Genomic DNA, 24,499 nt, shown 5'->3' with positions numbered 1-24,499 from the left:
AAAATTCAGAGGGCCCGAAGAATAACATTTCAGGCCTTGTGCCATCCACTAAATTTCACATTATGTCACTTGACATATTGGTGGTGTTCAGAGTTTGTTATTGATTTTTTCATCAGAGAGCCGGACTGGCCGTGATGTTCGCTGGCTGCTGAAGTGGAGCTGATTCTTCGACCTCTTCATCCCGCCAGCATCGGATAGGTAAATAAGGCGAAGTGAAGCAGATTGAGGCCGAAATGGGTGGCAATCGCCGCGCCAAGGCCACCAAATCGATACGCCAGGCCGTAACCGGCCCCCGCCAGGCCCGACAGCAACACCCATTGCCAGCCGGCACCGGCATGCACCAGGCCGAACAGCAGCGAGGCCAGGAGCAGCGCCAGGTTGTCGCCCTGGGCCAAATGTTTGAAGCGCCGACTCAAGCCCCCTTGAATGTAGCCACGAAACAGCGCTTCCTCCACGAGCGTTACCAATAAAAGATTATTAAGGATCCACACCCCGGCGTGATCCGGCCACTTCGGCGCCCACTGGATCATGCCCAGCAGCACGGCCCCGCCGAGGGCCAGCACGGCGCTCAACGTCAGGCCAAGGGCCGTGGCCTGGACCGACAGGCGCCATGAGCGTCGGCTGACGATCCAGGGGCAGGCCAGCAACAGCCAGAAGCCGATCAGCGGCTTGTCCTGGTTCAGGTACATGGCAAACGGCACGGCGTCATCGGTCAAGCGTTGCGGCGCGATTACCCGTCCGTTGAAAAAACCAGGCATCCAGTGCAGGGCCAGTGCCAGTGCCATGACCAGAAACAGGGCGTGCCCGAGAAACTGGCCAACCGGCGTTTGTTGCTGGCGAACCGCATACCCGGCGAACAGCAGCAGCGCGACCGAGATGAGCGCGGTCCAGGTCAACTGGCCATAGACCAGCGCCAGGCCGTAGCCTGTGGAAAGAAGGGCCAGGTGGAGCCAGGGTAAAGCGGGCATACAACATCCTTTTAGCGGGAAAACTCTGGGCGAGGGCGGCCGTCGGGTCTTCGACGCCACCGTGTCGCGCAAAGAGCACATTTGTGTCCATGCAGATTCATGCGCAGGAGGGGCAAGCAGTTGGCTGACGCGGTTGCGTGAGTGCCGGCGGGATTATAGGCGGGCTCATACAAAAACGGCGCCTGTTAAATAATGTGGGAGCGAGCTTGCTCGCGATAGGGGCTTGCCAGCCAACATTGATGTTGAGTGATCCACCGCTATCGCGAGCAAGCTCGCTCCCACAGGTATTTGCCTAGGCTCGTATTCGCCATCGAGGCGGTCTTTTCACGCGGCGATCAATTGTCGCAAGACATAATGAAGAATCCCACCGGCCTTGAAATACTCCACTTCATTCAAGGTATCGATCCGGCACAACACTTCGATTCGCTCCTGGCTGCCGTCCTCCCGGGTGATGACCAGGGGCAGGTTCATGCGCGGCGTCAGTTCGACGTCATTGAGTCCCAGGATGTCCAAGGTTTCCTTGCCTGTGAGGTTCAGGCGCTTGCGATTCTGGTCTAGCTTGAACTGCAGCGGCAGCACGCCCATGCCCACCAGGTTGGAGCGATGGATGCGCTCGAAGCTTTCGGCGATCACCGCTTTGACCCCCAGCAGGTTGGTGCCCTTGGCCGCCCAGTCCCGGCTCGACCCGGTGCCATACTCCTGGCCGGCGATCACCACCAGGGGCGTGCCCGTGGCCTGGTACAGCATGGCGGCATCGTAGATCGGCATGCGTTCGCCGCTGGGGATGTAGATCGTGTTGCCGCCTTCCTCGCCGTCGAGCATTTCGTTGCGAATGCGGATATTGGCGAAGGTGCCGCGCATCATCACCTGGTGGTTACCACGTCTGGAGCCATAGGAGTTGAAGTCCCGTGGCTCCACGCCTTGTTCGCGCAGGTAGCGACCGGCCGGGCTGTCGGCCTTGATGTTGCCGGCCGGGGAGATGTGGTCGGTGGTCACCGAGTCTCCCAGCAGGGCCAGGACCCGGGCGCCCTCGACGTTCCTGACGGCCGGTGGCGGCCCGCCGATGTCGTCGAAGAACGGCGGGTGTTGGATGTAGGTCGAGTCATCCTGCCAGACGTAAGTCGCCGCTTGCGGCACTTCGATGGCCTGCCATTGCTCGTCACCGGCAAACACGGCGGCGTATTCCTTGTGGAACATGCTGGTGTTGACCTGAGCCACGGCGGCGGCCACTTCCTGGCTGCTGGGCCAGATGTCCCGCAGGTACACCGGCTTGCCGTCCCGGTCGTTGCCCAGCGGCTCGCTGCTGATGTCGATGCGCACCGTGCCGGCCAGGGCATAGGCAACTACCAGCGGCGGCGAGGCCAGCCAGTTGGTCTTCACCAGTGGATGCACCCGGCCTTCGAAGTTGCGGTTGCCCGACAATACCGAGGCCACGGTCAGGTCGGCTTTCTGGATGGCTTTTTCGATGGGGTCCGGCAACGGCCCGGAGTTGCCGATGCAGGTGGTGCAGCCATAGCCCACCAAGTCGAAACCGAGTTTATCCAGGTACTCGGTCAGGCCGGCCGCGTTGTAGTAGTCGGTGACCACCTTGGAGCCAGGCGCCAGGGAACTCTTGACCCAAGGCTTGCGGAGCAGGCCTTTTTCCACGGCTTTTTTCGCCAGCAGCCCGGCGGCCATCATCACGCTGGGGTTGGAGGTGTTGGTGCACGAGGTGATGGCGGCAATCACCACCGCGCCGTTTTTCAGGCGATGGGTGTGGCCTTCGTATTCGTACTCGGCTTCGCCCACCTGGTCGGCATTGCCCACCGCGACGCCACCGCCGCCTTCACTTTCCAGGCGACCTTCTTCTTTGCTGGTGGGTTTGACCTGCAACCCCAGGAAGTCGCTGAAAGCCTGGCCGACATTCGGCAGCGAGACCCGGTCCTGAGGGCGCTTGGGCCCGGCAAGGCTGGCCTCGACGCTGCCCATGTCCAATTCCAGCGTATCGGTGAACACCGGTTCCTGGCCGGGCAGGCGCCACAGGCCCTGGGCTTTGCAATAGGCCTCCACCAGTTTCACGGTTTCTGCCGGACGCCCGGACAGGCGCAGGTAATCCAAGGTCACGTCGTCCACCGGGAAGAACCCGCAGGTGGCGCCGTATTCCGGGGCCATGTTGGCGATGGTGGCGCGGTCGGCGAGGGGCAGGTCGGCCAGACCGTCGCCATAGAACTCGACGAATTTGCCCACCACCCCTTTCTTGCGCAGCATCTGCGTGACGGTCAGCACCAGGTCGGTGGCGGTGATGCCTTCTCGCAGCTTGCCGATGAGTTTGAAACCGATGACCTCGGGAATCAGCATCGACACCGGCTGGCCGAGCATCGCCGCTTCCGCTTCGATCCCGCCAACACCCCAGCCCAGTACGCCGAGGCCGTTGATCATGGTGGTGTGGGAGTCGGTGCCCACCAGGGTGTCAGGGAAGGCGTAGGTGCGGCCGTCCTCTTCTTTGGTCCACACGGTGCGGCCCAGGTATTCAAGGTTGACCTGGTGGCAGATGCCGGTGCCCGGCGGCACCACGCTGAAATTGGCGAAGGCGCTCTGGCCCCAACGCAGGAAGGCATAGCGTTCGCCGTTGCGCTGCATTTCGATGTCCACGTTCTGCTCGAACGCCTGGCTGCTGGCGAACTTGTCCACCATCACCGAATGGTCGATTACCAGGTCCACCGGCGACAACGGGTTGATCCGCTGGGGATCGCCGCCGGCCTTTTCCACGGCGGCGCGCATGGCGGCCAGATCGACCACGGCGGGGACGCCGGTGAAATCCTGCATCAGCACCCGTGCCGGGCGGTATTGAATCTCGCGGTCGGAGCGGCGCTCCTTGAGCCACCCGGCGAGGGCCTTGAGGTCGGCGCCGGTGACGGTTTTTTCATCTTCCCAGCGCAGCAGGTTTTCCAGCAGCACCTTCAAGGACATGGGCAGTTTGTCGAGGTCACCCAGGCTTCGGGCGGCATCCGGCAGGCTGAAGTAGTGGTAGGTCCTGGCGTCGACTTGCAGTGTTTTAAGGGTTTTCAGGCTATCGAGGGACGGCATTGAAATCACTCCTTTGAGTCCGCACGGCTACGGACTGAGGGGACGGACAGAGCCTTTAACCTAGCCCTGTTTTGAGCGTATGACTAATCACTGGACTCTATTGCAAGGTTCGCGGTTCCGAACTCCGCTATCATGCGGCGGTTTTCGTGACAGGCTTTGCTACGGAGTTTCAATGAACACGCTTTTTATGCACTGCCGGCCGGGCTTCGAAGGCGAGGTCTGTTCCGAGATCGCCGAACACGCCGCACGCCTCAACGTGGCCGGCTACGCCAAGGCCAAACCGGCCAGTGCCTGCGCCGAATTTGTCTGTACTGAAGAGGATGGCGCCGAGCGGCTGATGCGTGGGCAGCGTTTTGCCGAGCTGATTTTTCCGCGCCAGTGGGCCCGTGGCACGTTCATCGAGTTACCGGAAACCGACCGTATCAGCGTCATCCTGGCTCACATGACGGCATTCCCAGCTTGCGGCAGCCTGTGGCTGGAAGTGGTCGATACCAACGACGGCAAGGAACTGTCGAACTTCTGCAAGAAATTCGAAGGCCCGCTGCGCAAGGCGCTGAGCGGGGCCGGCAAGCTGGTGGACGATCCGCGCAAGCCGCGTCTGCTGCTGACGTTCAAGAGTGGCCGTGAAGTGTTCCTGGGCCTGGCGGACGCGGATAATTCGGCGATGTGGCCGATGGGCATCCCGCGTCTGAAGTTTCCCCGGGAAGCACCGAGTCGCTCCACACTCAAGCTCGAAGAAGCCTGGCACCATTTCATCCCCCGGGACCAGTGGGACGAGCGCCTGCACAGTGACATGACCGGCGTGGACCTCGGTGCCGCGCCAGGCGGCTGGACCTGGCAACTGGTCAACCGGGGCATGTTGGTGACGGCCATCGACAACGGCCCGATGGCCGAAAGCCTGATGGACACTGGTCTGGTGCAGCACCTGATGGCGGACGGCTTCACGTTCAAGCCCAAGCAGCCGGTGGACTGGATGGTCTGCGACATCGTCGAAAAGCCCGCGCGCAACGCGGCGATGCTGGAAGAGTGGATTGGCGAGGGCCATTGCCGCGAAGCCGTGGTCAACCTCAAGCTGCCGATGAAACAGCGTTATGCCGAGGTCAAACGCCTGCTCGAACGCATCGCCGAGGGGTTCAAGGCCCGGGGCATCAAGGTCGAGATCGGTTGCAAGCAGCTGTACCACGACCGCGAGGAAGTGACGTGCCACCTGCGGCGGCTGGATACCAAAAAGCCCAAGTCCCGCTAGCTCTCTAAGGGCAATGAATTCTCCCTGTGGGAGCGAGCTTGCTCGCGATGAAGGTGGGGCAGCTTGCATCAATGCTGAATGTGCCGACGCCATCGCGAGCAAGCTCGCTCCCACAAGGGGCGGCGTTAAGCCAGGGGTGACCGAACGCCGACATTGCGCGACAATGCCGGCCAGTTTCAGGAGTAGAACATGAGTGAAATGAACGACACGCCGGTCGACGGCACGCTGGATGCCACGGGCCTCAATTGCCCGGAACCGGTGATGATGCTGCACCAGCACATCCGTGACCTGGCCCCCGGCGGCCTGCTGAAAGTCATCGCCACCGACCCCTCGACCCGCCGCGATATTCCCAAGTTTTGCGTGTTCCTGGACCACGAACTGGTGGCCCAGCAGGAAGAGGCGGGCACCTACCTCTACTGGATTCGCAAGAAGCTCGCTTAATCCATCGAGCGGCTGAGGCGGATCTGCTTGCGCGCGCTGCGTGTCAGACGGATCGACAACATCAGCGCCGCGCAGCTCAAGCCCACGATCAAGCCTTGCCACAATCCACTCGGGCCGCTGGCCGCGCCGAGCCAGTCGGTCAGGCCCAGGGCGTAACCCACCGGCAGGCCGATCCCCCAGTAGGCGAACAGGGTCAGGATCATCGTCACCCGGGTGTCCTGGTAGCCGCGCAATGCGCCTGCCGCCGTGACCTGGATCGCATCGGAAAACTGGAACAGCGCCGCGTAGACGATCAGCATCGACGCCACTTCGATCACCACCGGATCGGCGGTATAGATCGCCGCGATAGGCCCGCGCAGCGCGAACATCAGGCTTGCCGAGAGGCAGGCGTAGGCCAGGGCCGTGCCCATGCCCACGCCAGCGGCGAAGCGCGCTTCGCGAGGCTGACGACGGCCCAGGGCCTGGCCGACCCGCACCGTGACGGCCATGCCCAGGGAATAGGGGATCATGAACACCAGGGAGCTGAAGTTCAGCGCGATCTGGTGCCCGGCCACCACCGTGGCACCGAGGCTGCCGATCAACAGGGCGATCACCGCGAAAATACTCGACTCGGCGAACACCGCGATGCCAATCGGCAAGCCGATGCCCAGTAGGCGCTTGATGACCGCCCATTGCGGCCAGTCGAAACGGCCGAACAACCGACTCGATTGATAGGCCGGTGCCCACAGCGCCCAACCGGCCATGCCCAGGGCCATGACCCACATCACGATGGCCGTGGCCCAGCCGCAACCGACGCCGCCCATGGCGGGCACGCCCAAGTGTCCGTAAATGAAGATGTAATTGAGCGGAATGTTCAGCGCCAGCCCGCACAGCCCCAGCACCATCGCCGGTCGCGTGCGCCCCAGGCCGTCGCTGAAGCAGCGCAGCACGTGATACAGCGCCACGGCCGGCAGGCCCGTGCCGATGCCCCGCAGGTATTCCATGCACGGGCCGATCAATTCAGGATCGACTTTCATGACGTGCAGGATCGGCTCGGCGCTGAACAGCGCCAATGTCGCGATCAATCCCACCACCAACGCCAGCCACAGCGCCTGACGCACCAGCGGCCCGATCTCTTCAAACGTACCGGCGCCGAAGCGTTGGGCAACTTTGGGCGTGGTCGCCAGCAACGTGCCGGTCATCAACAGGAACACCGGTACCCAGATCGAGTTGCCCAGAGCCACGGCCGCCAAGTCTCGGGGGCCGACCCGACCGGCCATCACCGCGTCGACAAAGCCCATGGCGGTGGTTGCCAGTTGCGCGACCATGATCGGTAGGGCCAGGGCCAGCAAGTTTTTGAGTTCCAGACGAACCCGGGCCGGGCGGGAGAGGGCGGTGGAGGTGTCGATGACAGGATTCACAGGGCAAGCGTCCGAAAAGGTTAAGCGCAAGGCGGCGAATTCTACGCTTTGACGCAGTGGTCAGGAAAAAACCTGTGTTGTGGATTTGTAATCGCTTTCTCAGTTTTCGAGCACCTGTGGGAGCAAGGCTTGCCCGCGATAAAGCTGATGTGGTCTCCCGAGGAACCGAGGCGCCTGCATCGCGAGTAAGCTTTGCTCCCACATAAATCCCTCGCCACAACATCATTCGCTCCGGGTAATGCACAGGCCCAACGGAACGCCTACACTGCCCCTCCCGCCAAAGGAGCTCTGCCATGCTGATCGTCGCCGACGAAAACATCCCCTTGCTTGATGCGTTTTTCCAAGGATTTGGCGAAATCCGCCGGGTACCGGGCCGAGGGATTGACCGGACGATGGTCGAGCGCGCCGATGTGTTGCTGGTGCGTTCGGTCAGTCAGGTCAATCGGGCCCTGCTGGAAGGCAGCCAGGTGCGCTTCGTCGGCACTTGCACCATCGGTACCGACCACCTGGACCTGGATTATCTTGCCGAGGCGGGGATCCGCTGGGCCAGCGCACCCGGCTGTAATGCCCGCGGCGTGGTGGACTATGTGCTGGGCAGCCTGATGACCCTGGCAGAAATAGAAGGTGCGGCGCTGGCGCAGCGGACCTTCGGCGTGGTTGGCGCGGGCCAGGTGGGCGGGCGGTTGATCGAGGTGCTCAAGGGGCTGGGCTGGACCGTGAAGGTCTGCGACCCGCCGCGTCAGGCTGCCGAGGGCGGCGACTATGTGAGCCTGGAGCAGATCATCGAGCAGTGCGATGTGATCAGCCTGCACACCCCGTTGACCCGCGACGGTGAACAACCGACCTGGCACTTGTTCGACGAAGCGCGCCTGAACCAGCTCAAGCCCGGGACTTGGCTGATCAATGCGGCCCGAGGGCCGGTGATCGATAACGCCGCGCTGCGCGAGGTGTTGCTGGAGCGCGAAGACCTGCAAGCGGTGCTGGATGTCTGGGAGCAGGAGCCTACCGTGGATGTGGACCTGGCCGATTTGTGCGTGATCGCCACCCCGCACATTGCCGGTTACAGCCTCGATGGCCGCCAGCGTGGCACGGCCCAGATCTACCAGGCCTTGTGCGCGTTCCTGGAGCGGCCGGTTGAAGTCAGCCTCAGCGACCTGTTGCCTCGGCCCTGGCTGGGTGGCATCACCCTGGACGCCGAAACCGACCCGGCTTGGGCCTTGGCGGCGCTGTGCCGGAGCGTGTACGACCCCCGTGGCGACGACGCGAATTTGCGTCGTAGCCTGGTGGGCACCGTCGACGAGCAACGCCGCGCGTTCGATGCCTTGCGCAAGCATTACCCGCCACGGCGGGAAATCGACAGTTTGAAGGTGCGTATCGAAGGGCAGTCGACGGCCTTGCAACAGATTGTCACGGCGTTGGGCGCCACCCTCGTCTAGACGCCGTCTTTTTGTGGCGAGGGGATTTATCCCCGCTGGGGCGCGAAGCGGCCCCGAAATCTGAAGATTGCGGTGTGTCAGTTTGAACCAATGGGGCTGCTGCGCAGCCCACGGGGATAAATCCCCTCGCCACAAGTGAGTGCCAAGCCAGAGATCAATGACAGCCTTGTTCTTTCAGGCATAAAAAACCCGACATCATGGTCGGGTTCAATCGAGACGGGCTGTGTCACTGTTGTTCGGCAGGTTTGACCAGTCGTTTTTCCAGCTCGCTGCAGGCTTTGCGGATCATGTCTTCGGTGATCGGTACTTCGCGCCCTTGTTCATCGATGAACGAGCAGCCCAGAGACTGGTCCGGTTGCGTGCGGATTACTTGAATCTTGTCGTCGCTGCTGTGTTGCAAGGACATGGCCTGTCTCCTCATCAGGTTGTATGTCTACTTTAATGTCGCCAGGTGACCGAGCCATGACACTCCTTGTAGGTTCATGGCGACACCTCCACTCAATCAGAAACACAGTCGCGTTTCCAGCCAGACTTTAGACCGATAACATCTAGCCGCTAGTCGTAGTGGTCATATTTAACCTGACTCATTGCGATTCAAACTTGGTTGCGCTGCGTTTCGGCGTCGCGAGCTGGCCTTTTTCCTGCTGCATTATCGGACGCCTTTGATGCTTTCTTCCCGACATCGCCGTGCCATACGCCTGGCCAGCGGCTTCATCGCCCCTTATCGCAAACAGGTCGCCGGCGCTTTGCTGGCCTTGATTGTCACCGCCGGCATTACCTTGTCCATGGGCCAAGGCATCCGCTTGTTGGTGGACCAGGGCTTCATGACTCGCTCGCCGCACTTGCTCAATCAGTCCATCGGCCTGTTCATGGTGCTGGTGGTGGGGTTGGCGATCGGTACGTTTGCGCGTTTTTACCTGGTGTCCTGGATCGGCGAGCGGGTGGTAGCGGATATCCGGCGGCAGGTCTTCAACCATCTGGTGTATCTGCACCCGGGTTTCTACGAAAACAACCGCAGTTCGGAAATCCAGTCACGGTTGACCACTGACACGACTTTGCTGCAATCGGTGATTGGTTCGTCGCTGTCGTTGTTTTTGCGCAACGCCTTGATGGTGGTGGGCGGCATCGTGCTGCTGTTCATCACCAATCCCAAACTGACCAGCATCGTGGTGATTGCCCTGCCGCTGGTGTTGGCGCCGATCCTGATTTTTGGTCGTCGAGTGCGCAGCTTGTCGCGCGAGAGCCAGGACCGCGTTGCCGACGTCGGCAGCTACGTCTCCGAAACCCTCGGCCAGATCAAGACCGTGCAGGCCTACAACCACCAAGTCCAGGACGAACACCGTTTTTCCGTGACGGTGGAGCAGGCCTTCGACACCGCTCGCAAGCGCATCGGCCAGCGGGCCTGGTTGATCACCCTGGTGATCGTGCTGGTGCTGGGGGCGGTGGGGGTGATGCTCTGGGTCGGTGGCATGGATGTGATCGCCGGGCGGATTTCCGGTGGCGAGCTGGCGGCGTTCGTGTTCTACAGCCTGATCGTCGGCAGTGCCTTCGGCACCCTGAGCGAAGTGATCGGCGAGTTGCAACGAGCGGCCGGCGCGGCGGAGCGCATTGCCGAGCTGTTGCGTTCGGAAAACATCATCCAGGCGCCGGCTTCCGGTCTCGTGACCTTGCCGGCCCGGGTCCGCGGTGATTTGCGTCTGGAAGGCGTGCGGTTTTCCTATCCGTCCCGGCCGGACAGTTATGCGGTCGACGGCCTCGACCTGAGTATCAAGGCCGGTGAGACCTTGGCCCTCGTCGGACCTTCCGGTGCGGGCAAGTCGACGGTCTACGACCTGCTGCTGCGTTTCTATGATCCCGTGCAAGGGCAGATCCTGATCGACGATGTGCCGTTGACCCGGCTCGATCCGCTGGACCTGCGCCGCCATTTCGCCCTGGTTTCACAAAGCCCGGCGCTGTTTTTCGGCACGGTCGAAGAGAACATTCGCTATGGCAATCCGCAGGCGACCTCGGAGCAGGTGCGCGAGGCCGCGCAGATCGCCTATGCCCATGACTTCATCGAAAAAATGCCCGACGGCTACCAGACTCACTTGGGCGACGGCGGCCTGGGGTTATCCGGCGGCCAGCGCCAACGCCTGGCCATCGCCCGGGCCTTGCTCGTGGATGCCCCGATCCTGTTGCTCGACGAAGCCACCAGCGCCCTCGATGCGCAAAGCGAACACCTGATCCAGCAAGCCTTGCCGAGCCTGATGAAAAACCGTACGACGTTGGTGATCGCCCATCGCCTGGCCACGGTGAAAAACGCCGATCGGATCGCGGTGATGGACCAGGGCAAGGTGGTTGCCGTGGGCACTCACCAGGAGCTTGTCGCCAGCAATGCCCTGTATGCGCGGTTGGCGGCGTTGCAGTTCAATCAGCAGGCTGAGGATGTTCGATGAGTGCTGATGCCAGCATGTTGGGGCATTATGTCGGCCAGCCTCTGGCATGGATGAGGGTATGAGTCGTTATACGCCACCGTTAACCCTGACAACCCGAATGCTGGGATTGATCGCTGACATCAGGAGCAGATCGGCCAGCTTTCGGCTGTAAGGGATAATCAGCAGACCCCGCAACTGCGCCGAGGAAATCGGATTCGCACAATCCATGCTTCCCTGGCGATCGAAAACAATACTCTGAGTGTCGAGCAGGTAACCGCGGTTCTGGCCGGGCAACGAGTGCTGGGATTACCCCGTGAAATCCAGGAGGTGCGCAATGCCTTTGCCGCCTACGAAGCCATGCCTGGCTGGCGGCCTGATAGCCGGATCGATCTGCTCAACGGACATGAACTACTGATGCACGGTTTGATTGACGATGCTGGGCAGTTACGCCGTGCCGGCGTGGGCATCTATCGAGGTGATCAGCTGGTGCAAATGGCGCCGCCGCCCAGTCGGGTGAGGGATTTGATTGACGATTTGTTGGAGTGGGCCGGAACGTGCGACTGGCATCCTTTAATCATTAGCTGTGTTTTTCACTACGAGTTCGAGTTCATCCATCCCTTTGCAGACGGTAATGGGCGAATGGGGCGTCTTTGGCAAACCTTGATTCTTAGTCGATGGCGACCTGTACTGGCCTACCTGCCAGTCGAGGCCGTCATACGGGATCAGCAGGATGCTTATTACGCTGCGTTATCGGCTGCCGACCGGCTGGCTGAGGCGACACCTTTTGTTGAGTTCATGTTGCAGTCGCTGAGTGTGGCGCTCGGAGAGGCGATCCGTAACGAGCCGGCTACCGACCAAGTAACCGACCAAGTAACCGACCAAGTAGCAAGACTGCTTCAGGCGCTACACAACGGCAATTCACTAAAGGTCAACGAGCTGATGGTTCAGCTGGGATTGGCTCATAGAGCTACCTTCCGGGCTAATTACCTCAAGCCGGCATTGGTGGCCGGATTGATCGAAATGACCAACCCTCAATCGCCCAATAGTCCCGTACAGCGGTATCGTCTCACCTCGCAGGGTAAGCAAGCACTGGTGCATCCTCGCTGAGACTTTTTGGCACACAAAAAAAGTGGGAGTTATTGCTCCCACATAGGCATTTTTCACTCACTGATCATCGAAATAGCGCTCATGCCAATCCACCAGCGGTTGCGGCGAGTTGAGTTTCTGGCCGTAGATCACCGAGTATGACAACACGTTCTGCACGTATTGGCGGGTTTCGTCGAACGGGATGCTCTCGACCCAGACGTCGAAACTCAGGTGGTCGGCGCCGCGCAGCCACTGGCGCACGCGACCGGGGCCGGCGTTGTAGGCCGCCGAGGCGAGGACGCGGTTGCCGTTGAACTGACTATGAACCTGGCTCAGGTAGGCCGCGCCCAACTGGATGTTCTTGTCCGGGTTCAACACTTGTTGGGGGGAGGCCAGGGGAATGCTGAACTTGCGCGCGGTTTCCTTGGCGGTGCCAGGCATCAGTTGCATCAGGCCGGCGGCGCCGACGCTGGAGCGGGCGTCATCCATGAAGGCGCTTTCCTGGCGGGTAATGGCGAACACCCAGCTTGAATGCAGGCCACGGACCTTGGCTTCGCGCACCAGGGTGTCGCGGTGAGCCATCGGGAAGCGGATGTCCAGGTCGTCCCAGTATTTGGCCTGGCTGATGGTGCGAATGGCCGGGAAATACCATTTCAGGTCGTAGGCCAGTTTGGCCTGGGCGACCATTTCGTCCCGGTTGAAATGACGGCTGACGTGATACCACTCGCGGCGTCCGTCGACGATGTCCCCTCGGGCATGAAATTCCAGTGCCCGGCGTATTCCGGGCGTGTTGCGAACCTTGTTGATCAGCGCCTGGCTCATCACCAACGGCTTGTTGACGAGCGAGTACGGCGACTGGGAACGGTCGGCGGCCAGGAAGCCATAGAAATCCCGCTCACGGGCCAGGTGCTTGTAGAGCGTCAGGGCTTCTGGGTTCTGCGGCTGCGCCAGCTCCAGCGTGCGGGCTTGCCAGTACCGCCAGCGGTTGGTGCTGGCCAATGACTCGGGCAGGCGGCGGGTCAGTTGGTAGGCATCGTCCCAACGAGCGAGGCGCAGGAGCAGGCGCAAGCGCCATTCCGAAACAGTGTCATCGCGCAACTCCGGGTCGTATTTCGTCATCACGTCCAGGGCGCGGCTGTCGAAGCGCTTGGCCAGGGTCAGACCGATCTCTCGGGCGATCGCGACTTTTTCATCCCGGGAAAAATGCATGGTGCTGGCGTAGCCATCCAGCAATGCCATGGCTTTTTCCGGGTCCTGGCGGGCCAGGCGACGCAGGCCGAGGCTGACGATATCGGACATCGGTTCATCGGCCGGACTGAAGCGCGAGGGCTGGTTGAGCAATTCGGGCTTTTGCGCCACGTCCACCAGCAACTGGCCACGGGGAGCGAGGGTGGTCAGGCCGCTGACCAGGCTGTTGGCCAGCGGGTAATTACGCGCCTGGGCGGCCAGTTTGGCGCGCTCCCAACGTTTCTGCTCGGTCAACTGGCCCTGGGATGCCCACAGGCCGAACAATGCGTCGCACGCCTGGGGCTGGGACTTGCCGGTGAGCCACAGCTTTTCGGTGTTGGCGTAGCCTTCGGCCTTCAGGCCGTGGCTAAGCTGGTACTGAGCGTTGAGGCAGTCCAGTTCGGTGAAATTGAGCTTGGGGTCGTAATACTTGACGAAGGTCGCCCAATCGCCGCGCTCGGTCAGCCAACGCAGCCAGCGCAGCTTCATCCAGTTGGCCTGGGGCAGGTCACCGTGCTCGGCGAGGAATTTCTCGATTTCGGCGTTGCTGGCGCTCTTGAGGCGAGCGGTCAATTCGTCGTAGGCCAGGTACGGCTCCAGCGGGTAATCGCGCAGGGCCTGGCTGTAGCGAAAGTAAGGGCCGGAATCACCCTTGGCCAAGGCACGCTTGGCCTCGTTGTAATACTGGCGCTGAGTGGAAATATCCACCGCCTGAGCAGATTGAACGGCAGTGGCACATACAAAAAGACACGATAAAACACTGAAAAGGCGACTGCGCATGAGACATCCGGGCAGAAAAAACATGACAAGCCCAAGGGTTAACCCAGGGTAACTGCCTGTAGCTTAGCCTTTTGCCAGCAGCCGGCGAAAGCTTTGCGGGGCCGTCGGTGCAAGTTCGCAACATTTGTTGGGCAGAGTGCTTCAGTGGCGAAATTGGCGGACCCTTGAGGGCTCATCTCAGGTAGAATGCGCGCCCGGTTTTTGGAGAAGCTCATGACCCTGCTCAAATTCAGCGATGTGTCCCTTGCTTTCGGCGCTATGCCGTTGTTGGACAAGGTGTCCTGGCAGATCGCCCGTGGTGAGCGGGTGTGCATCATCGGCCGCAACGGCACTGGCAAGTCCAGCATGATGAAGCTGGTCAAGGGCGATCAAAAGCCCGACGACGGCTCGGTCTGGCGTGCGCCAGGCCTGAAAATCGGCGAATTGCCCCAGGAACTGCCGGTGGCCGACGAGCGGACCGTGTTCGACGTGGTTGCCGAAGGCCTGGACGGTGTCGGCGCGCTGTTGGCCGAGTATCACCATTTGAGCCAGAACATCGTCACCGATGCCGACCTGGACAAGTTGATGCATGTGCAGCACGACCTTGAGGCCCGTGACGGCTGGCGCCTTCAGCAACTGGTCGACAGCACCCTGAGCCGCCTGCAACTGCCGGCCGACAAGACCCTCGCCGAGTTGTCCGGCGGTTGGCGTCGCCGCGTCCTGCTGGCCCAGGCCCTGGTGTCAGAGCCGGACTTGCTGCTGCTCGACGAGCCAACCAACCACCTGGACATCGGCGCCATCGCCTGGCTTGAAGAAGCCCTGAAAGACTTCCAGGGGGCGGTGCTGTTCATCACCCACGACCGTTCCTTCCTGCAAAACCTGGCGACGCGCATCCTTGAACTGGACCGCGGCGGCCTGATCGACTGGAACGGCGACTACGCCAGCTTCCTGGTGCACAAGGAAGCGGCGCTGGCGGCGGAAGAAACCGCCAACGCGTTGTTCGACAAGAAGCTGGCCCAGGAAGAGGTCTGGATTCGCCAGGGTATCAAGGCGCGTCGCACCCGCAATGAAGGCCGTGTGCGCGCGCTCAAGGCCTTGCGCATGGAGCGCAGCGAACGTCGCGAGCGCACTGGCAAGGCCAACATTCAGTTGGATACCGCTGATAAGTCCGGCAAGCAGGTAATGGTGCTTGAGAACGTGAGTTTCGCGCACCCGGGCGGTCCGTTCCTGATCAAGGACTTTTCCATGGTGCTGCAGCGCGGCGATCGCATCGGCCTGCTGGGCGCCAACGGCACCGGCAAGACCACCTTGCTCAAGCTGATGCTCGGCGGCCTGGTACCGACCAATGGCAAGGTGGAGGAGGGCACGAAGATCGATGTCGCCTACTTCGACCAGTTGCGCCATCAGTTGGACTTGGAAAAGACGGTGATCGACAACGTGGCCGAGGGTCGCGATTTCATCGACATCGATGGTCAGAGCCGCCATGTGTTGAGCTACCTCGGTGACTTCCTGTTCAGTCCTCAGCGTGCCCGTACGCCGGTCAAGGCGCTGTCGGGTGGTGAGCGCGCCCGTCTGTTGCTGGCCAAGTTGTTCAGCAAGCCGGCGAACCTGCTGGTGCTCGACGAACCGACCAACGACCTGGACGTGGAAACCCTGGAATTGCTGGAAGAGGTGCTGCTGACCTTCAATGGCACCGTGCTGATGGTCAGTCACGACCGGGCATTCCTTGACAACGTGGTCACCAGCACCCTGGTGTTCGAAGGCGAAGGCCTGGTTCGTGAATACGTTGGTGGTTATCAGGACTGGCTGCGCCAGGGAGGCTCGCCGCGTCTTCTGGGCGTAACCGAGAGCAAGTCCGGCAAGGCTGACCTGAACTCGGCGGTGGTCAAAGCCGAGCCAGCCCCGGTTGCCGCCGCAGCAGCCCCGGCCCCGGCGAAGAAGAAACTCAGCTACAAGCTGCAGCGCGAGCTGGAAGCGTTGCCGGGTGATATCGACGCGAAGGAGCAGCAGATCGCAGCGGTCGAGGCCGAAATGGCCGACACCGGGTTCTACCAGCGACCAGCGGCCGAAACCGCCAAGGTCATCGCGCACCTGGAGCAGTTGCAGGCCGAGCTGGACGCGCTGGTCGAGCGTTGGGCTGAACTGGACGCTTGATCCGCTGTTGAGAAAAATCCCGGATTTCAGCAATGAACGCCGGGATTTTTACTTGAAACGCTATTTCCCTGTAGTGGGCAGCCTGTGGGAGTAAAGCTTGCTCGCGATGAACGATAACGCGGTCATTCGACAGACCGGGAGGCCTTCATCGCGAGCAAGCTTTACTCCCACAGACTCGCTCCCACAGGGGAATGGGGTTATGCGCGCTTGACCAGATGCACCGCCAGCACATCGCAAGGGGCGCCATGCAGCACATCGTTGGCGGTCGAGCCCAGCAGCAGCGCCAGGCCGTGGCGACCATGGCTGCCGACGACAATCAGGTCGCAACCCTGTTCCTTGGCCAGGTGATGGATCTCCTGGCGCGGCTGGCCGTAGGTCAGGTGGCTGAACTCCTTCTTCAGGGCCGGGTATTTCACGATCAGTCGGTCAAGGCGTTCCTTGGCCTGGTCGAATTGCTGCTGCTGCAACTGGGAAAGGTCCATCGGCACGTCGCCGCCGAAGGCCATAGCCATCGGTTCGACGATATGCACCAGCGACAGCTGGGTGTCTCGGCCTTCGCAAAGGGCGAGGGCGCGCTTGACGACCGGATCGCATTCTTCAGTGAGGTCAACGGCGACCAGAACGTGTTTGTAGTACATGGAAGAGCACTCCAGAGAATTGCGATACGGTAAGTATGGCTGGTTTCAAGCGCATTGACGGCGACCTGGGTCAATGGGCTCATCAGAATCGGGGAGTACGAATATGACGGTCTGGATAGTGCTGTCAATCCTGTTGGTGGTGTTAAGTCCATTGGCATGGTTGCGTCCGTCCCGTGTACAGAGTGGTCGCATGGCCCTGCGCATGGAAGCGCGACGCCTGGGCCTGGCCATGCAACTGGCGCCGCAGGAGTGGCCGCACTGGCTCGGCCAACAGCCGCCAAACCCCTGCGCCCAGTACTATCGGCCTCGGCGCGGCAGTCAGCCGGCCTGTTGGAGCTACTGGCAAACTGCGCCGGGCGTTTGGGTCAATCAGTGGCGGGAAGTTTGTCTGGATGAGTCCCTGCTCAATCATTTCGAAAAATTGCCGGCCAACGTCTACAAAGTTGAAGCCGACGGGCAAATGATCGCCTTGTATTGGGGTGAAAAGGGCGAAGCCACTGTTTTGCAGGACATTGCCAGCACGCTCAAGGCACTCGCCTGAGCGACTTTAGCCACGTAGGAGCTGTCGAGCGAAGCGAGGCTGCGATCTTTCCCCAGACACTTGAATCTCAAGCGAAAGATCAAAAGATCGCAGCCTTCGGCAGCTCCTACAGGCATAAAAAAGCCCGACAGTCTCATCGGGCGGGTTGGCCAGGCAGGCCGGTAATCCATCTCGTGTCAGGGCGTGCGTTCGCAACGCCCTTCGTTTCGCAAATCTCAATCGCACTCCCGACAGCGTAGCCGGCTGGATCCGGTCTGTCTGGAATTAGGGCGATTTTTCTAATGATTGATTCTATGAATGGCTGCTCATGCGGCGCCGTGTTGCGGATCCGTAGGGTACGGAAATGACCGTGAAGTCGCGTTCACGCCTGTGTTTAGGGCGATTGACAATTGTCGGAAATTCCGTGAAGGTGACGTACCCAAATCAAACGGGCGTATGAATTGAGCGTTTGTATTTTCAGACGGCTCCTACAGACCCCGACTATCGCGTTGACGGGTGTGCCTGGCGGATTGGCGTAGCATCGACGATAACGTCAGTGCCACACCTGCGGTCAGCGTCCAACGTGTACTGTTCAGCTTCCATATCGTGGAGATCAGTTGATGATTTACGAAGGTAAAGCCATCACGGTTAAGGCTCTTGAAAGTGGCATCGTCGAACTGAAATTCGACCTCAAGGGTGAGTCCGTCAACAAGTTCAACCGTCTAACCCTGAATGAATTGCGTCAGGCCGTAGACACTATCAAGGCAGATGCTTCGATCAAGGGTGTGATCGTCAGCAGCGGCAAGGACGTGTTCATCGTCGGTGCCGACATCACCGAATTCGTCGATAACTTCAAGCTGCCCGATGCCGAACTGATCGCTGGCAACCTCGAAGCCAACCGTATTTTCAGCGACTTCGAAGACCTCAACGTACCGACCGTCGCGGCCATCAACGGCATCGCCCTGGGTGGCGGCCTGGAAATGTGCCTGGCGGCGGATTACCGCGTCATGGCCGCCACGGCCAAGATCGGCCTGCCGGAAGTCAAGCTGGGCATCTACCCGGGCTTCGGTGGCACCGTGCGCCTGCCGCGCCTGATCGGTGCCGACAACGCCATCGAGTGGATTGCCGCCGGCAAGGAAAACCGCGCTGAAGACGCGCTGAAAGTCGGTGCCGTGGATGCCGTGGTCGAACCTGGCAAGCTCCAGGAAGCGGCCCTTGAAACCCTCAAGCGCGCCATCAGCGGCGAGTTCGACTACAAGGCCAAGCGCCAGCCGAAGCTGGAAAAGCTCAAGCTCAACGCTATTGAACAAATGATGGCCTTCGAAACCGCCAAGGGTTTCGTGGCAGGTCAAGCAGGCCCGAACTACCCGGCGCCGGTCGAAGCGATCAAGACCATCCAGAAAGCCGCGAACTTCGGTCGCGACAAGGCCTTGGAAGTCGAGGCCGCTGGCTTCGTCAAACTGGCGAAGACCTCGGCCGCGCAAAGCCTGATCGGTCTGTTCCTCAACGACCAGGAACTGAAGAAAAAGGCCAAGGCCTACGACGAAATCGCCCGTGACGTGAAGCAGGCCGCCGTGCTCGGCGCCGGCATCATGGGAGGCGGCATCGCCTACCAGTCGGCGTCCAAAGGCACGCCGATCCTGATGAAAGACATCAACGAACACGGGATCGAGCAGGGCCTGGCCGAAGCCGCCAAGCTGCTGGTGGGGCGTGTCGACAAAGGTCGCATGACCGCCGCGAAGATGGCCGAAGTGCTCAATGGCATTCGTCCGACCCTGTCCTATGGCGATTTCGGCCATGTCGACCTGGTGGTCGAAGCGGTTGTCGAGAACCCGAAGGTCAAGCAGGCGGTACTGGCCGAAGTCGAAGACAAGGTCAAAGAGGACACCATCCTCGCCTCGAACACCTCGACCATCTCCATTTCGCTGCTGGCCAAGGCCCTCAAGCGTCCGGAAAACTTCGTCGGCATGCACTTCTTCAACCCGGTGCACATGATGCCGCTGGTGGAAGTGATCCGTGGCGAGAAGTCCAGTGAACTGGCCGTTGCCACCACCGTCGCCTACGCCAAGAAAATGGGCAAGAACCCGATTGTCGTCAACGATTGCCCGGGCTTTTTGGTCAACCGCGTGCTGTTCCCGTACTTCGGCGGTTTCGCCAAGCTGGTCAGCGCCGGTGTGGACTTCGTGCGCATCGACAAGATCATGGAAAAATTCGGCTGGCCGATGGGCCCGGCGTACCTGATGGACGTGGTCGGCATCGACACCGGCCACCACGGTCGCGACGTCATGGCTGAAGGCTTCCCGGACCGCATGAAGGACGACCGTCGTTCAGCTGTCGACGTGCTCTACGAAGCCAAGCGCCTGGGCCAGAAGAACGGCAAGGGCTTCTACGCCTACGAGACCGACAAGCGCGGCAAGCAGAAGAAAGTCGCCGATTCGTCGGTGCTGGAAGTGCTCAAGCCGATCGTCTATGAGCAGCGCGACGTCACCGACGAGGACATCATCAACTGGATGATGATCCCGCTGTGCCTCGAAACCGTGCGTTGCCTGGAAGATGGCATTGTCGAAACCGCCGCCGAAGCCGACATGGGCCTGGTCTACGGTATCGGTTTCCCTCCATTCCGTGGCGGTGCGCTGCGCTACATCGATTCGATCGGTGTGGCCGAGTTCGTTGCCCTGGCTGACCAGTACGCTGATCTGGGCGCGCTGTACCACCCGACCGCGAAGCTGCGTGAAATGGCCAAGAACGGCCAGCGTTTCTTCGGTTAAGCGCCCAACGACTAGAGCGAGAGAACATTTATGAGCTTGAATCCTAGAGACGTCGTGATTGTCGACTTCGGTCGTACGCCGATGGGCCGCTCCAAGGGCGGCATGCACCGCAATACCCGCGCCGAAGACATGTCGGCGCACCTGATCAGCAAACTGCTGGAACGAAACGTCAAGGTCGACCCCAACGAAGTCGAAGACGTGATCTGGGGCTGTGTGAACCAGACCCTGGAGCAGGGCTGGAACATCGCCCGCATGGCCTCGCTGATGACCCAGATTCCTCACACCGCGGCCGGCCAGACCGTCAGCCGCCTGTGCGGTTCGTCCATGAGCGCGCTGCACACCGCCGCCCAGGCGATCATGACTGGCAACGGTGACGTGTTCGTCGTCGGTGGTGTCGAGCACATGGGCCACGTGAGCATGATGCATGGTGTCGATCCGAACCCGCACATGTCGCTGTACGCGGCGAAAGCCTCGGGCATGATGGGCCTGACCGCGGAAATGCTCGGCAAAATGCACGGCATCACCCGCGAACAGCAGGACGCCTTTGGCGTGCGCTCCCACCAGCTCGCTCACAAGGCGACTGTGGAAGGCAAGTTCAAGGATGAGATCATCCCGATGCAGGGCTACGATGAGAACGGCTTCCTGAAGCTGTTCGACTACGATGAAACCATTCGTCCGGAAACCACCCTGGAAAGTCTGGCGGCCCTCAAGCCGGCCTTCAATCCGAAGGGCGGCACCGTGACAGCCGGTACTTCGTCGCAGATCACCGACGGTGCCTCGTGCATGATCGTGATGTCGGCCCAGCGTGCCCAGGACCTGGGTATCCAGCCGATGGCGGTGATTCGTTCGATGGCCGTGGCGGGTGTGGACCCGGCGATCATGGGCTATGGTCCAGTACCGGCCACGCAGAAAGCCTTGAAGCGCGCAGGCCTGGGTATTGCCGATATCGACTTCTTCGAACTCAACGAAGCTTTCGCTGCACAGGCCCTGCCCGTGCTGAAAGATTTGAAAGTGCTCGACAAGATGAACGAGAAGGTTAACCTGCACGGCGGCGCCATCGCCTTGGGTCACCCGTTCGGTTGCTCCGGTGCGCGTATCTCCGGCACGCTGCTCAACGTCATGAAGCAGAATGGCGGCACCTTCGGTGTGTCGACCATGTGCATTGGCCTCGGCCAAGGCATCGCCACTGTCTTCGAACGCGTCTAAGCGTTGCGTTGATGGAAGCCGGGGCCAAGTGCCCCGGTTTTTGTTTTTTCGGGTTTAGTAAAAAAAAGATTTTGTTTTTATTTTGAAAAAATTTGAGTGAGTGCCACGCATGCCGATACAACCTGGGCTCTACCAGCATTACAAAGGTCCGCAGTACCGCGTATTCAGCATCGCGCGGCATTCCGAGACCGAAGAAGAAGTGGTCTTCTATCAAGCCCTGTATGGCGATTACGGCTTTTGGGTGCGTCCTTTGAGCATGTTCCAGGAGTCCGTCGAGGTTGACGGCGAACAGGTGCCACGCTTTGCTTTGGTGCAGGCCGAGGAGAGCATTTTTTCCAAGCCTTGAGGCCGGCATGCGGGCAACCCTGCGCTTGACCTCACCTTGCAGCCACTATATATAGCGGTGCCGCGTCAGGCGCCAACCGCCTTTCACTTTTTAGAATTCAGGAATTTTCTGATCCATGGGCAAATCGCTGGTCATTGTGGAATCCCCGGCTAAGGCCAAGACCATCAACAAGTATCTGGGTAACCAATACGTGGTGAAGTCGAGTATCGGCCATATCCGAGACCTGCCCACCAGCGGTTCGGCTAGCGCCAGCAAGGAGCCTGCCGCCAAGCGCGGCAAGGCTGCTGCCGGCGAAGCGCCGGCGCTGTCGCCGAAAGAAAAGGCGCGCAAGCAGCTGGTCTCACGCATGGGGGTCGATCCGGAACACGGCTGGAAAGCCAAGTACGAGATCCTCCCGGGCAAGGAAAAGGTCATCGAAGAGCTGCGTCGGCTCGCCAAGGATGCCGACACCATCTATCTCGCGACGGACTTGGACCGCGAAGGGGAAGCCATTGCCTGGCACCTGCGCGAAGCCATTGGTGGGGATGACAGCCGTTACAAGCGCGTGGTGTTCAACGAAATCACCAAGAAGGCCATCCAGGAGGCCTTCTCCCAGCCGGGCGAGCTGGATATCGATCGGGTCAACGCCCAACAGGCGCGTCGCTTCCTCGACCGCGTGGTGGGCTACATGGTCTCGCCGCTGCTGTGGGCCAAGATCGCCCGTGGTCTGTCGGCCGGGCGTGTGCAATCGGTTGCCGTGAAGCTGGTGGTGGAGCGCGAGCGCGAGATCCGCGCGTTCATCCCTGAAGAGTACTGGGAAGTCCACGCGGACCTCGGCACTGCCAAGGGCGCGACCGTGCGTTTTGACGTGGCCCGCGAGAAGGGCGAAGCCTTCAAGCCGCTCAACGAAGCCCAGGCCATGGCGGCGCTGGAGAAGCTCAAGGCGTCCAGCTACAGCATCGTCAAGCGCGAAGACAAACCGACCAGCAGCAAACCGTCGGCACCGTTCATCACCTCCACGCTGCAACAGGCTGCGAGCAATCGTCTGGGCTTTGGCGTGAAGAAAACCATGATGATGGCCCAGCGTCTGTACGAAGCCGGCTACATCACCTATATGCGTACCGACTCGACCAACCTTTCGGTCGATGCCGTGGCAATGGCGCGCACTTATATAGAAAGCGAGTTCGGCAAGAAATACCTGCCGGACACGCCGAACGTCTACAGCAGCAAGGAAGGCGCACAGGAGGCGCACGAAGCGATTCGTCCGTCCGATGCCAACACCGAGCCAAGCAAGCTGTCGGGCATGGAGCGCGATGCCGAGCGTCTCTACGAGCTGATCTGGCGCCAGTTCCTGGCCTGCCAGATGCTGCCGGCGCAATACCTGTCGACCACCGTCAGCGTTGGTGCCGGCGACTTTGAGTTGCGCGCCAAGGGCCGCATCCTGAAGTTCGACGGCTACACTCGCGTCATGCCGCAAATCACCAAGCCTGGGGATGACGACGTCCTGCCGGACATGGCCCAGGGCGACGTGATGAAGCTGATCAAGCTCGATCCGACCCAGCATTTCACCAAGCCGCCGGCACGTTACTCCGAAGCCAGCCTGGTCAAGGAAATGGAAAAGCGCGGCATCGGTCGTCCTTCGACCTACGCAGCCATCATTTCCACCATCCAGGACCGCGGCTATGTGGCGCTGCACAATCGTCGTTTCTATTCGGAAAAGATGGGCGATATCGTCACCGAGCGTTTGTCCGAGAGCTTCTCGAACCTGATGGACTACGGCTTCACCGCCGGCATGGAAGAGAACCTCGACGATGTGGCCCAGGGCGAGCGGGACTGGAAAAACGTTCTCGACGAGTTCTACGGCGACTTCAAGAAAAAACTCGAAGTGGCTGAAAGCCCTGACAGCGGCATGCGCGCCAACCAGCCGGTCATGACCGACATTCCGTGCCTGACCTGCGGGCGGCCGATGCAAATCCGTACCGCCTCGACCGGCGTCTTCCTCGGTTGCTCGGGCTACAGCCTGCCACCCAAGGAGCGCTGCAAGGCGACGGTCAACCTGGTGCCGGGCGACGAAATCGCCGCGGACGACGAGGGTGAATCGGAATCCCTGGTGTTGCGTGGCAAGCATCGCTGCCCGATCTGCAGCACGGCGATGGATGCCTACCTGCTGGACGAGAAGCGCAAGCTGCACATCTGCGGTAACAACCCGGACTGTGCCGGCTACGAGATTGAAGAGGGCACTTATCGCATCAAGGGCTACGAAGGCCCGAGCCTGGAATGCGACAAGTGTGGTAGCGAGATGCAGCTCAAGACCGGCCGTTTCGGCAAGTTCTTCGGCTGCACCAACCCGACCTGCAAGAACACCCGCAAACTGCTCAAGAGCGGTGACGCGGCGCCGCCGAAGATGGACCCGGTGAAGATGCCTGAGCTCAAATGCGAGAAGGTCAACGACACCTACATCCTGCGCGACGGTGCCTCCGGCCTGTTCCTGGCGGCCAGCCAGTTCCCGAAAAACCGTGAGACCCGTGCGCCATTGGTGATGGAGATCGTGCCGCACAAGGACGAAATCGATCCGAAGTACCATTTCCTCTGTGAAGCACCGCAGAAGGATCCGGAAGGGCGCCCGGCGGTCATTCGCTACAGCCGCAAGACCAAGGAGCAATACGTGCAGACCGAAGTCGACGGCAAGCCGACGGGTTGGAAAGCCTACTACGACGGCGGTAAGTGGACGGTCGAAGACAAGCGCTGATTGTGGCGTCTGTTTGAAAATACGGGGCTAAGCGAGCTTCCCTGTGGCGAGAGAGCTTGCTCCCGCTGGGCGGCGCAGCCGTCCCCAACAGGGCCC

16 protein-coding genes and 1 pseudogene are annotated in these 24,499 nt (G+C 60.9%); 11 read left to right on the top strand and 6 right to left on the bottom strand.

Annotated elements, in window-relative coordinates; translation table 11 throughout:
• Window positions 1-176: 176 nt before the first annotated feature.
• Both AB4N80_RS24955 and acnA read right to left on the bottom strand, forming a co-directional pair.
• A complete protein-coding gene (locus AB4N80_RS24955) occupies window positions 177-968 on the bottom strand; it encodes a CPBP family intramembrane glutamic endopeptidase (protein WP_460079351.1) in 792 nt (263 codons plus the stop codon).
• A 324-nt stretch (window positions 969-1,292) separates the two neighbouring features.
• Window positions 1,293-4,034, bottom strand: coding sequence for an aconitate hydratase AcnA (gene acnA, locus AB4N80_RS24950; RefSeq protein ID WP_122567930.1), 2,742 nt, complete (start codon window positions 4,032-4,034; stop codon window positions 1,293-1,295).
• Window positions 4,035-4,206: 172 nt separating this feature from the next.
• Here acnA and rlmM point away from each other — a divergent pair, with 172 nt between their 5' ends.
• Together rlmM and tusA are read left to right on the top strand one after the other, a co-directional pair.
• Window positions 4,207-5,280 carry a 23S rRNA (cytidine(2498)-2'-O)-methyltransferase RlmM gene (gene rlmM / locus AB4N80_RS24945; protein WP_122567931.1) on the top strand — a complete coding sequence of 358 codons (1,074 nt, stop codon included), beginning with the start codon at window positions 4,207-4,209 and terminating at the stop codon, window positions 5,278-5,280.
• Between the two features lie 189 nt (window positions 5,281-5,469).
• Window positions 5,470-5,721, top strand: a complete 252-nt coding sequence (tusA, locus tag AB4N80_RS24940) for a sulfurtransferase TusA (RefSeq protein WP_003183455.1) — start codon at window positions 5,470-5,472, stop codon at window positions 5,719-5,721.
• Here tusA and AB4N80_RS24935 read toward each other — a convergent pair.
• Window positions 5,718-7,121: an MATE family efflux transporter gene (locus AB4N80_RS24935; RefSeq protein WP_460079347.1), complete on the bottom strand. Its 1,404-nt coding sequence runs from the start codon at window positions 7,119-7,121 to the stop codon at window positions 5,718-5,720. The two genes, tusA and AB4N80_RS24935, sit on opposite strands and share 4 nt — an antisense overlap.
• Window positions 7,122-7,414: 293 nt before the next feature.
• Here AB4N80_RS24935 and pdxB point away from each other — a divergent pair, with 293 nt between their 5' ends.
• Window positions 7,415-8,557 carry a 4-phosphoerythronate dehydrogenase PdxB gene (gene pdxB, locus AB4N80_RS24930; RefSeq protein WP_460079344.1) on the top strand — a complete coding sequence of 381 codons (1,143 nt, stop codon included), beginning with the start codon at window positions 7,415-7,417 and terminating at the stop codon, window positions 8,555-8,557.
• 226 nt (window positions 8,558-8,783) lie between these two features.
• Here pdxB and AB4N80_RS24925 read toward each other — a convergent pair whose 3' ends face one another.
• Window positions 8,784-8,963: a PA1571 family protein gene (locus tag AB4N80_RS24925; protein ID WP_122567934.1), complete on the bottom strand. Its 180-nt coding sequence runs from the start codon at window positions 8,961-8,963 to the stop codon at window positions 8,784-8,786.
• Between the two features lie 259 nt (window positions 8,964-9,222).
• On the opposite strand from AB4N80_RS24925, the gene AB4N80_RS24920 reads away from it, so the two are divergent.
• Together AB4N80_RS24920 and AB4N80_RS24915 are read left to right on the top strand one after the other, a co-directional pair.
• Window positions 9,223-10,992, top strand: coding sequence for an ABC transporter transmembrane domain-containing protein (locus AB4N80_RS24920; RefSeq protein ID WP_460079337.1), 1,770 nt, complete (start codon window positions 9,223-9,225; stop codon window positions 10,990-10,992).
• Window positions 10,993-11,050: 58 nt separating this feature from the next.
• Window positions 11,051-12,078, top strand: a pseudogene (locus tag AB4N80_RS24915) (Fic family protein).
• A gap of 57 nt (window positions 12,079-12,135) precedes the next feature.
• On the opposite strand, the gene AB4N80_RS24910 reads toward AB4N80_RS24915, so the two are convergent.
• Window positions 12,136-14,064, bottom strand: a complete 1,929-nt coding sequence (locus tag AB4N80_RS24910) for a transglycosylase SLT domain-containing protein (protein WP_122567936.1) — start codon at window positions 14,062-14,064, stop codon at window positions 12,136-12,138.
• A gap of 213 nt (window positions 14,065-14,277) precedes the next feature.
• On the opposite strand from AB4N80_RS24910, the gene AB4N80_RS24905 reads away from it, so the two are divergent.
• Entirely contained in the window at window positions 14,278-16,197 is a 1,920-nt protein-coding gene (locus tag AB4N80_RS24905) for an ATP-binding cassette domain-containing protein (protein WP_305470369.1), read from the top strand.
• A gap of 197 nt (window positions 16,198-16,394) precedes the next feature.
• Here AB4N80_RS24905 and AB4N80_RS24900 read toward each other — a convergent pair whose 3' ends face one another.
• Complete coding sequence (locus tag AB4N80_RS24900; RefSeq protein ID WP_122567938.1) at window positions 16,395-16,835, bottom strand: universal stress protein; 441 nt, start codon at window positions 16,833-16,835, stop codon at window positions 16,395-16,397.
• Between the two features lie 103 nt (window positions 16,836-16,938).
• Here AB4N80_RS24900 and AB4N80_RS24895 point away from each other — a divergent pair, with 103 nt between their 5' ends.
• The 5 genes from AB4N80_RS24895 (at window position 16,939) to topA (ending at window position 24,403) form a co-directional block, all read left to right on the top strand.
• Window positions 16,939-17,376: a hypothetical protein gene (locus AB4N80_RS24895; protein ID WP_122567939.1), complete on the top strand. Its 438-nt coding sequence runs from the start codon at window positions 16,939-16,941 to the stop codon at window positions 17,374-17,376.
• A 599-nt stretch (window positions 17,377-17,975) separates the two neighbouring features.
• On the top strand, window positions 17,976-20,123 hold the full coding sequence (gene fadB, locus AB4N80_RS24890) for a fatty acid oxidation complex subunit alpha FadB (RefSeq protein WP_122567940.1): 2,148 nt from the start codon (window positions 17,976-17,978) through the stop codon (window positions 20,121-20,123).
• Between the two features lie 30 nt (window positions 20,124-20,153).
• Window positions 20,154-21,329: an acetyl-CoA C-acyltransferase FadA gene (gene fadA, locus AB4N80_RS24885; protein WP_024618393.1), complete on the top strand. Its 1,176-nt coding sequence runs from the start codon at window positions 20,154-20,156 to the stop codon at window positions 21,327-21,329.
• Between the two features lie 109 nt (window positions 21,330-21,438).
• The gene (locus tag AB4N80_RS24880) at window positions 21,439-21,675 is read left to right on the top strand and encodes a DUF1653 domain-containing protein (RefSeq protein WP_025212748.1); all 237 of its coding nucleotides are present in this window, start codon (window positions 21,439-21,441) and stop codon (window positions 21,673-21,675) included.
• Between the two features lie 115 nt (window positions 21,676-21,790).
• Window positions 21,791-24,403: a type I DNA topoisomerase gene (gene topA, locus AB4N80_RS24875; RefSeq protein ID WP_122567941.1), complete on the top strand. Its 2,613-nt coding sequence runs from the start codon at window positions 21,791-21,793 to the stop codon at window positions 24,401-24,403.
• Window positions 24,404-24,499 lie beyond the last annotated feature (96 nt).

The organism is Pseudomonas sp. H3_A02, assembly GCF_054671965.1.
The sequence above is the reverse complement of the archived record's forward strand: the minus strand, read 5'-3'. Positions and strand labels throughout refer to the sequence as shown.

What these genes read in the sequence shown, in the direction of transcription:
- AB4N80_RS24955 (WP_460079351.1), bottom strand. Translation starts at nt 968, where the DNA reads ATGCCCGCTTTACCCTGGCTCCACCTGGCCCTTCTTTCCACAGGCTAC.
- acnA (WP_122567930.1), bottom strand. Translation starts at nt 4,034, where the DNA reads ATGCCGTCCCTCGATAGCCTGAAAACCCTTAAAACACTGCAAGTCGAC.
- rlmM (WP_122567931.1), top strand. Translation starts at nt 4,207, where the DNA reads ATGAACACGCTTTTTATGCACTGCCGGCCGGGCTTCGAAGGCGAGGTC.
- tusA (WP_003183455.1), top strand. Translation starts at nt 5,470, where the DNA reads ATGAGTGAAATGAACGACACGCCGGTCGACGGCACGCTGGATGCCACG.
- pdxB (WP_460079344.1), top strand. Translation starts at nt 7,415, where the DNA reads ATGCTGATCGTCGCCGACGAAAACATCCCCTTGCTTGATGCGTTTTTC.
- AB4N80_RS24925 (WP_122567934.1), bottom strand. Translation starts at nt 8,963, where the DNA reads ATGTCCTTGCAACACAGCAGCGACGACAAGATTCAAGTAATCCGCACG.
- AB4N80_RS24920 (WP_460079337.1), top strand. Translation starts at nt 9,223, where the DNA reads ATGCTTTCTTCCCGACATCGCCGTGCCATACGCCTGGCCAGCGGCTTC.
- AB4N80_RS24910 (WP_122567936.1), bottom strand. Translation starts at nt 14,064, where the DNA reads ATGCGCAGTCGCCTTTTCAGTGTTTTATCGTGTCTTTTTGTATGTGCC.
- AB4N80_RS24905 (WP_305470369.1), top strand. Translation starts at nt 14,278, where the DNA reads ATGACCCTGCTCAAATTCAGCGATGTGTCCCTTGCTTTCGGCGCTATG.
- AB4N80_RS24900 (WP_122567938.1), bottom strand. Translation starts at nt 16,835, where the DNA reads ATGTACTACAAACACGTTCTGGTCGCCGTTGACCTCACTGAAGAATGC.
- AB4N80_RS24895 (WP_122567939.1), top strand. Translation starts at nt 16,939, where the DNA reads ATGACGGTCTGGATAGTGCTGTCAATCCTGTTGGTGGTGTTAAGTCCA.
- fadB (WP_122567940.1), top strand. Translation starts at nt 17,976, where the DNA reads ATGATTTACGAAGGTAAAGCCATCACGGTTAAGGCTCTTGAAAGTGGC.
- fadA (WP_024618393.1), top strand. Translation starts at nt 20,154, where the DNA reads ATGAGCTTGAATCCTAGAGACGTCGTGATTGTCGACTTCGGTCGTACG.
- AB4N80_RS24880 (WP_025212748.1), top strand. Translation starts at nt 21,439, where the DNA reads ATGCCGATACAACCTGGGCTCTACCAGCATTACAAAGGTCCGCAGTAC.
- topA (WP_122567941.1), top strand. Translation starts at nt 21,791, where the DNA reads ATGGGCAAATCGCTGGTCATTGTGGAATCCCCGGCTAAGGCCAAGACC.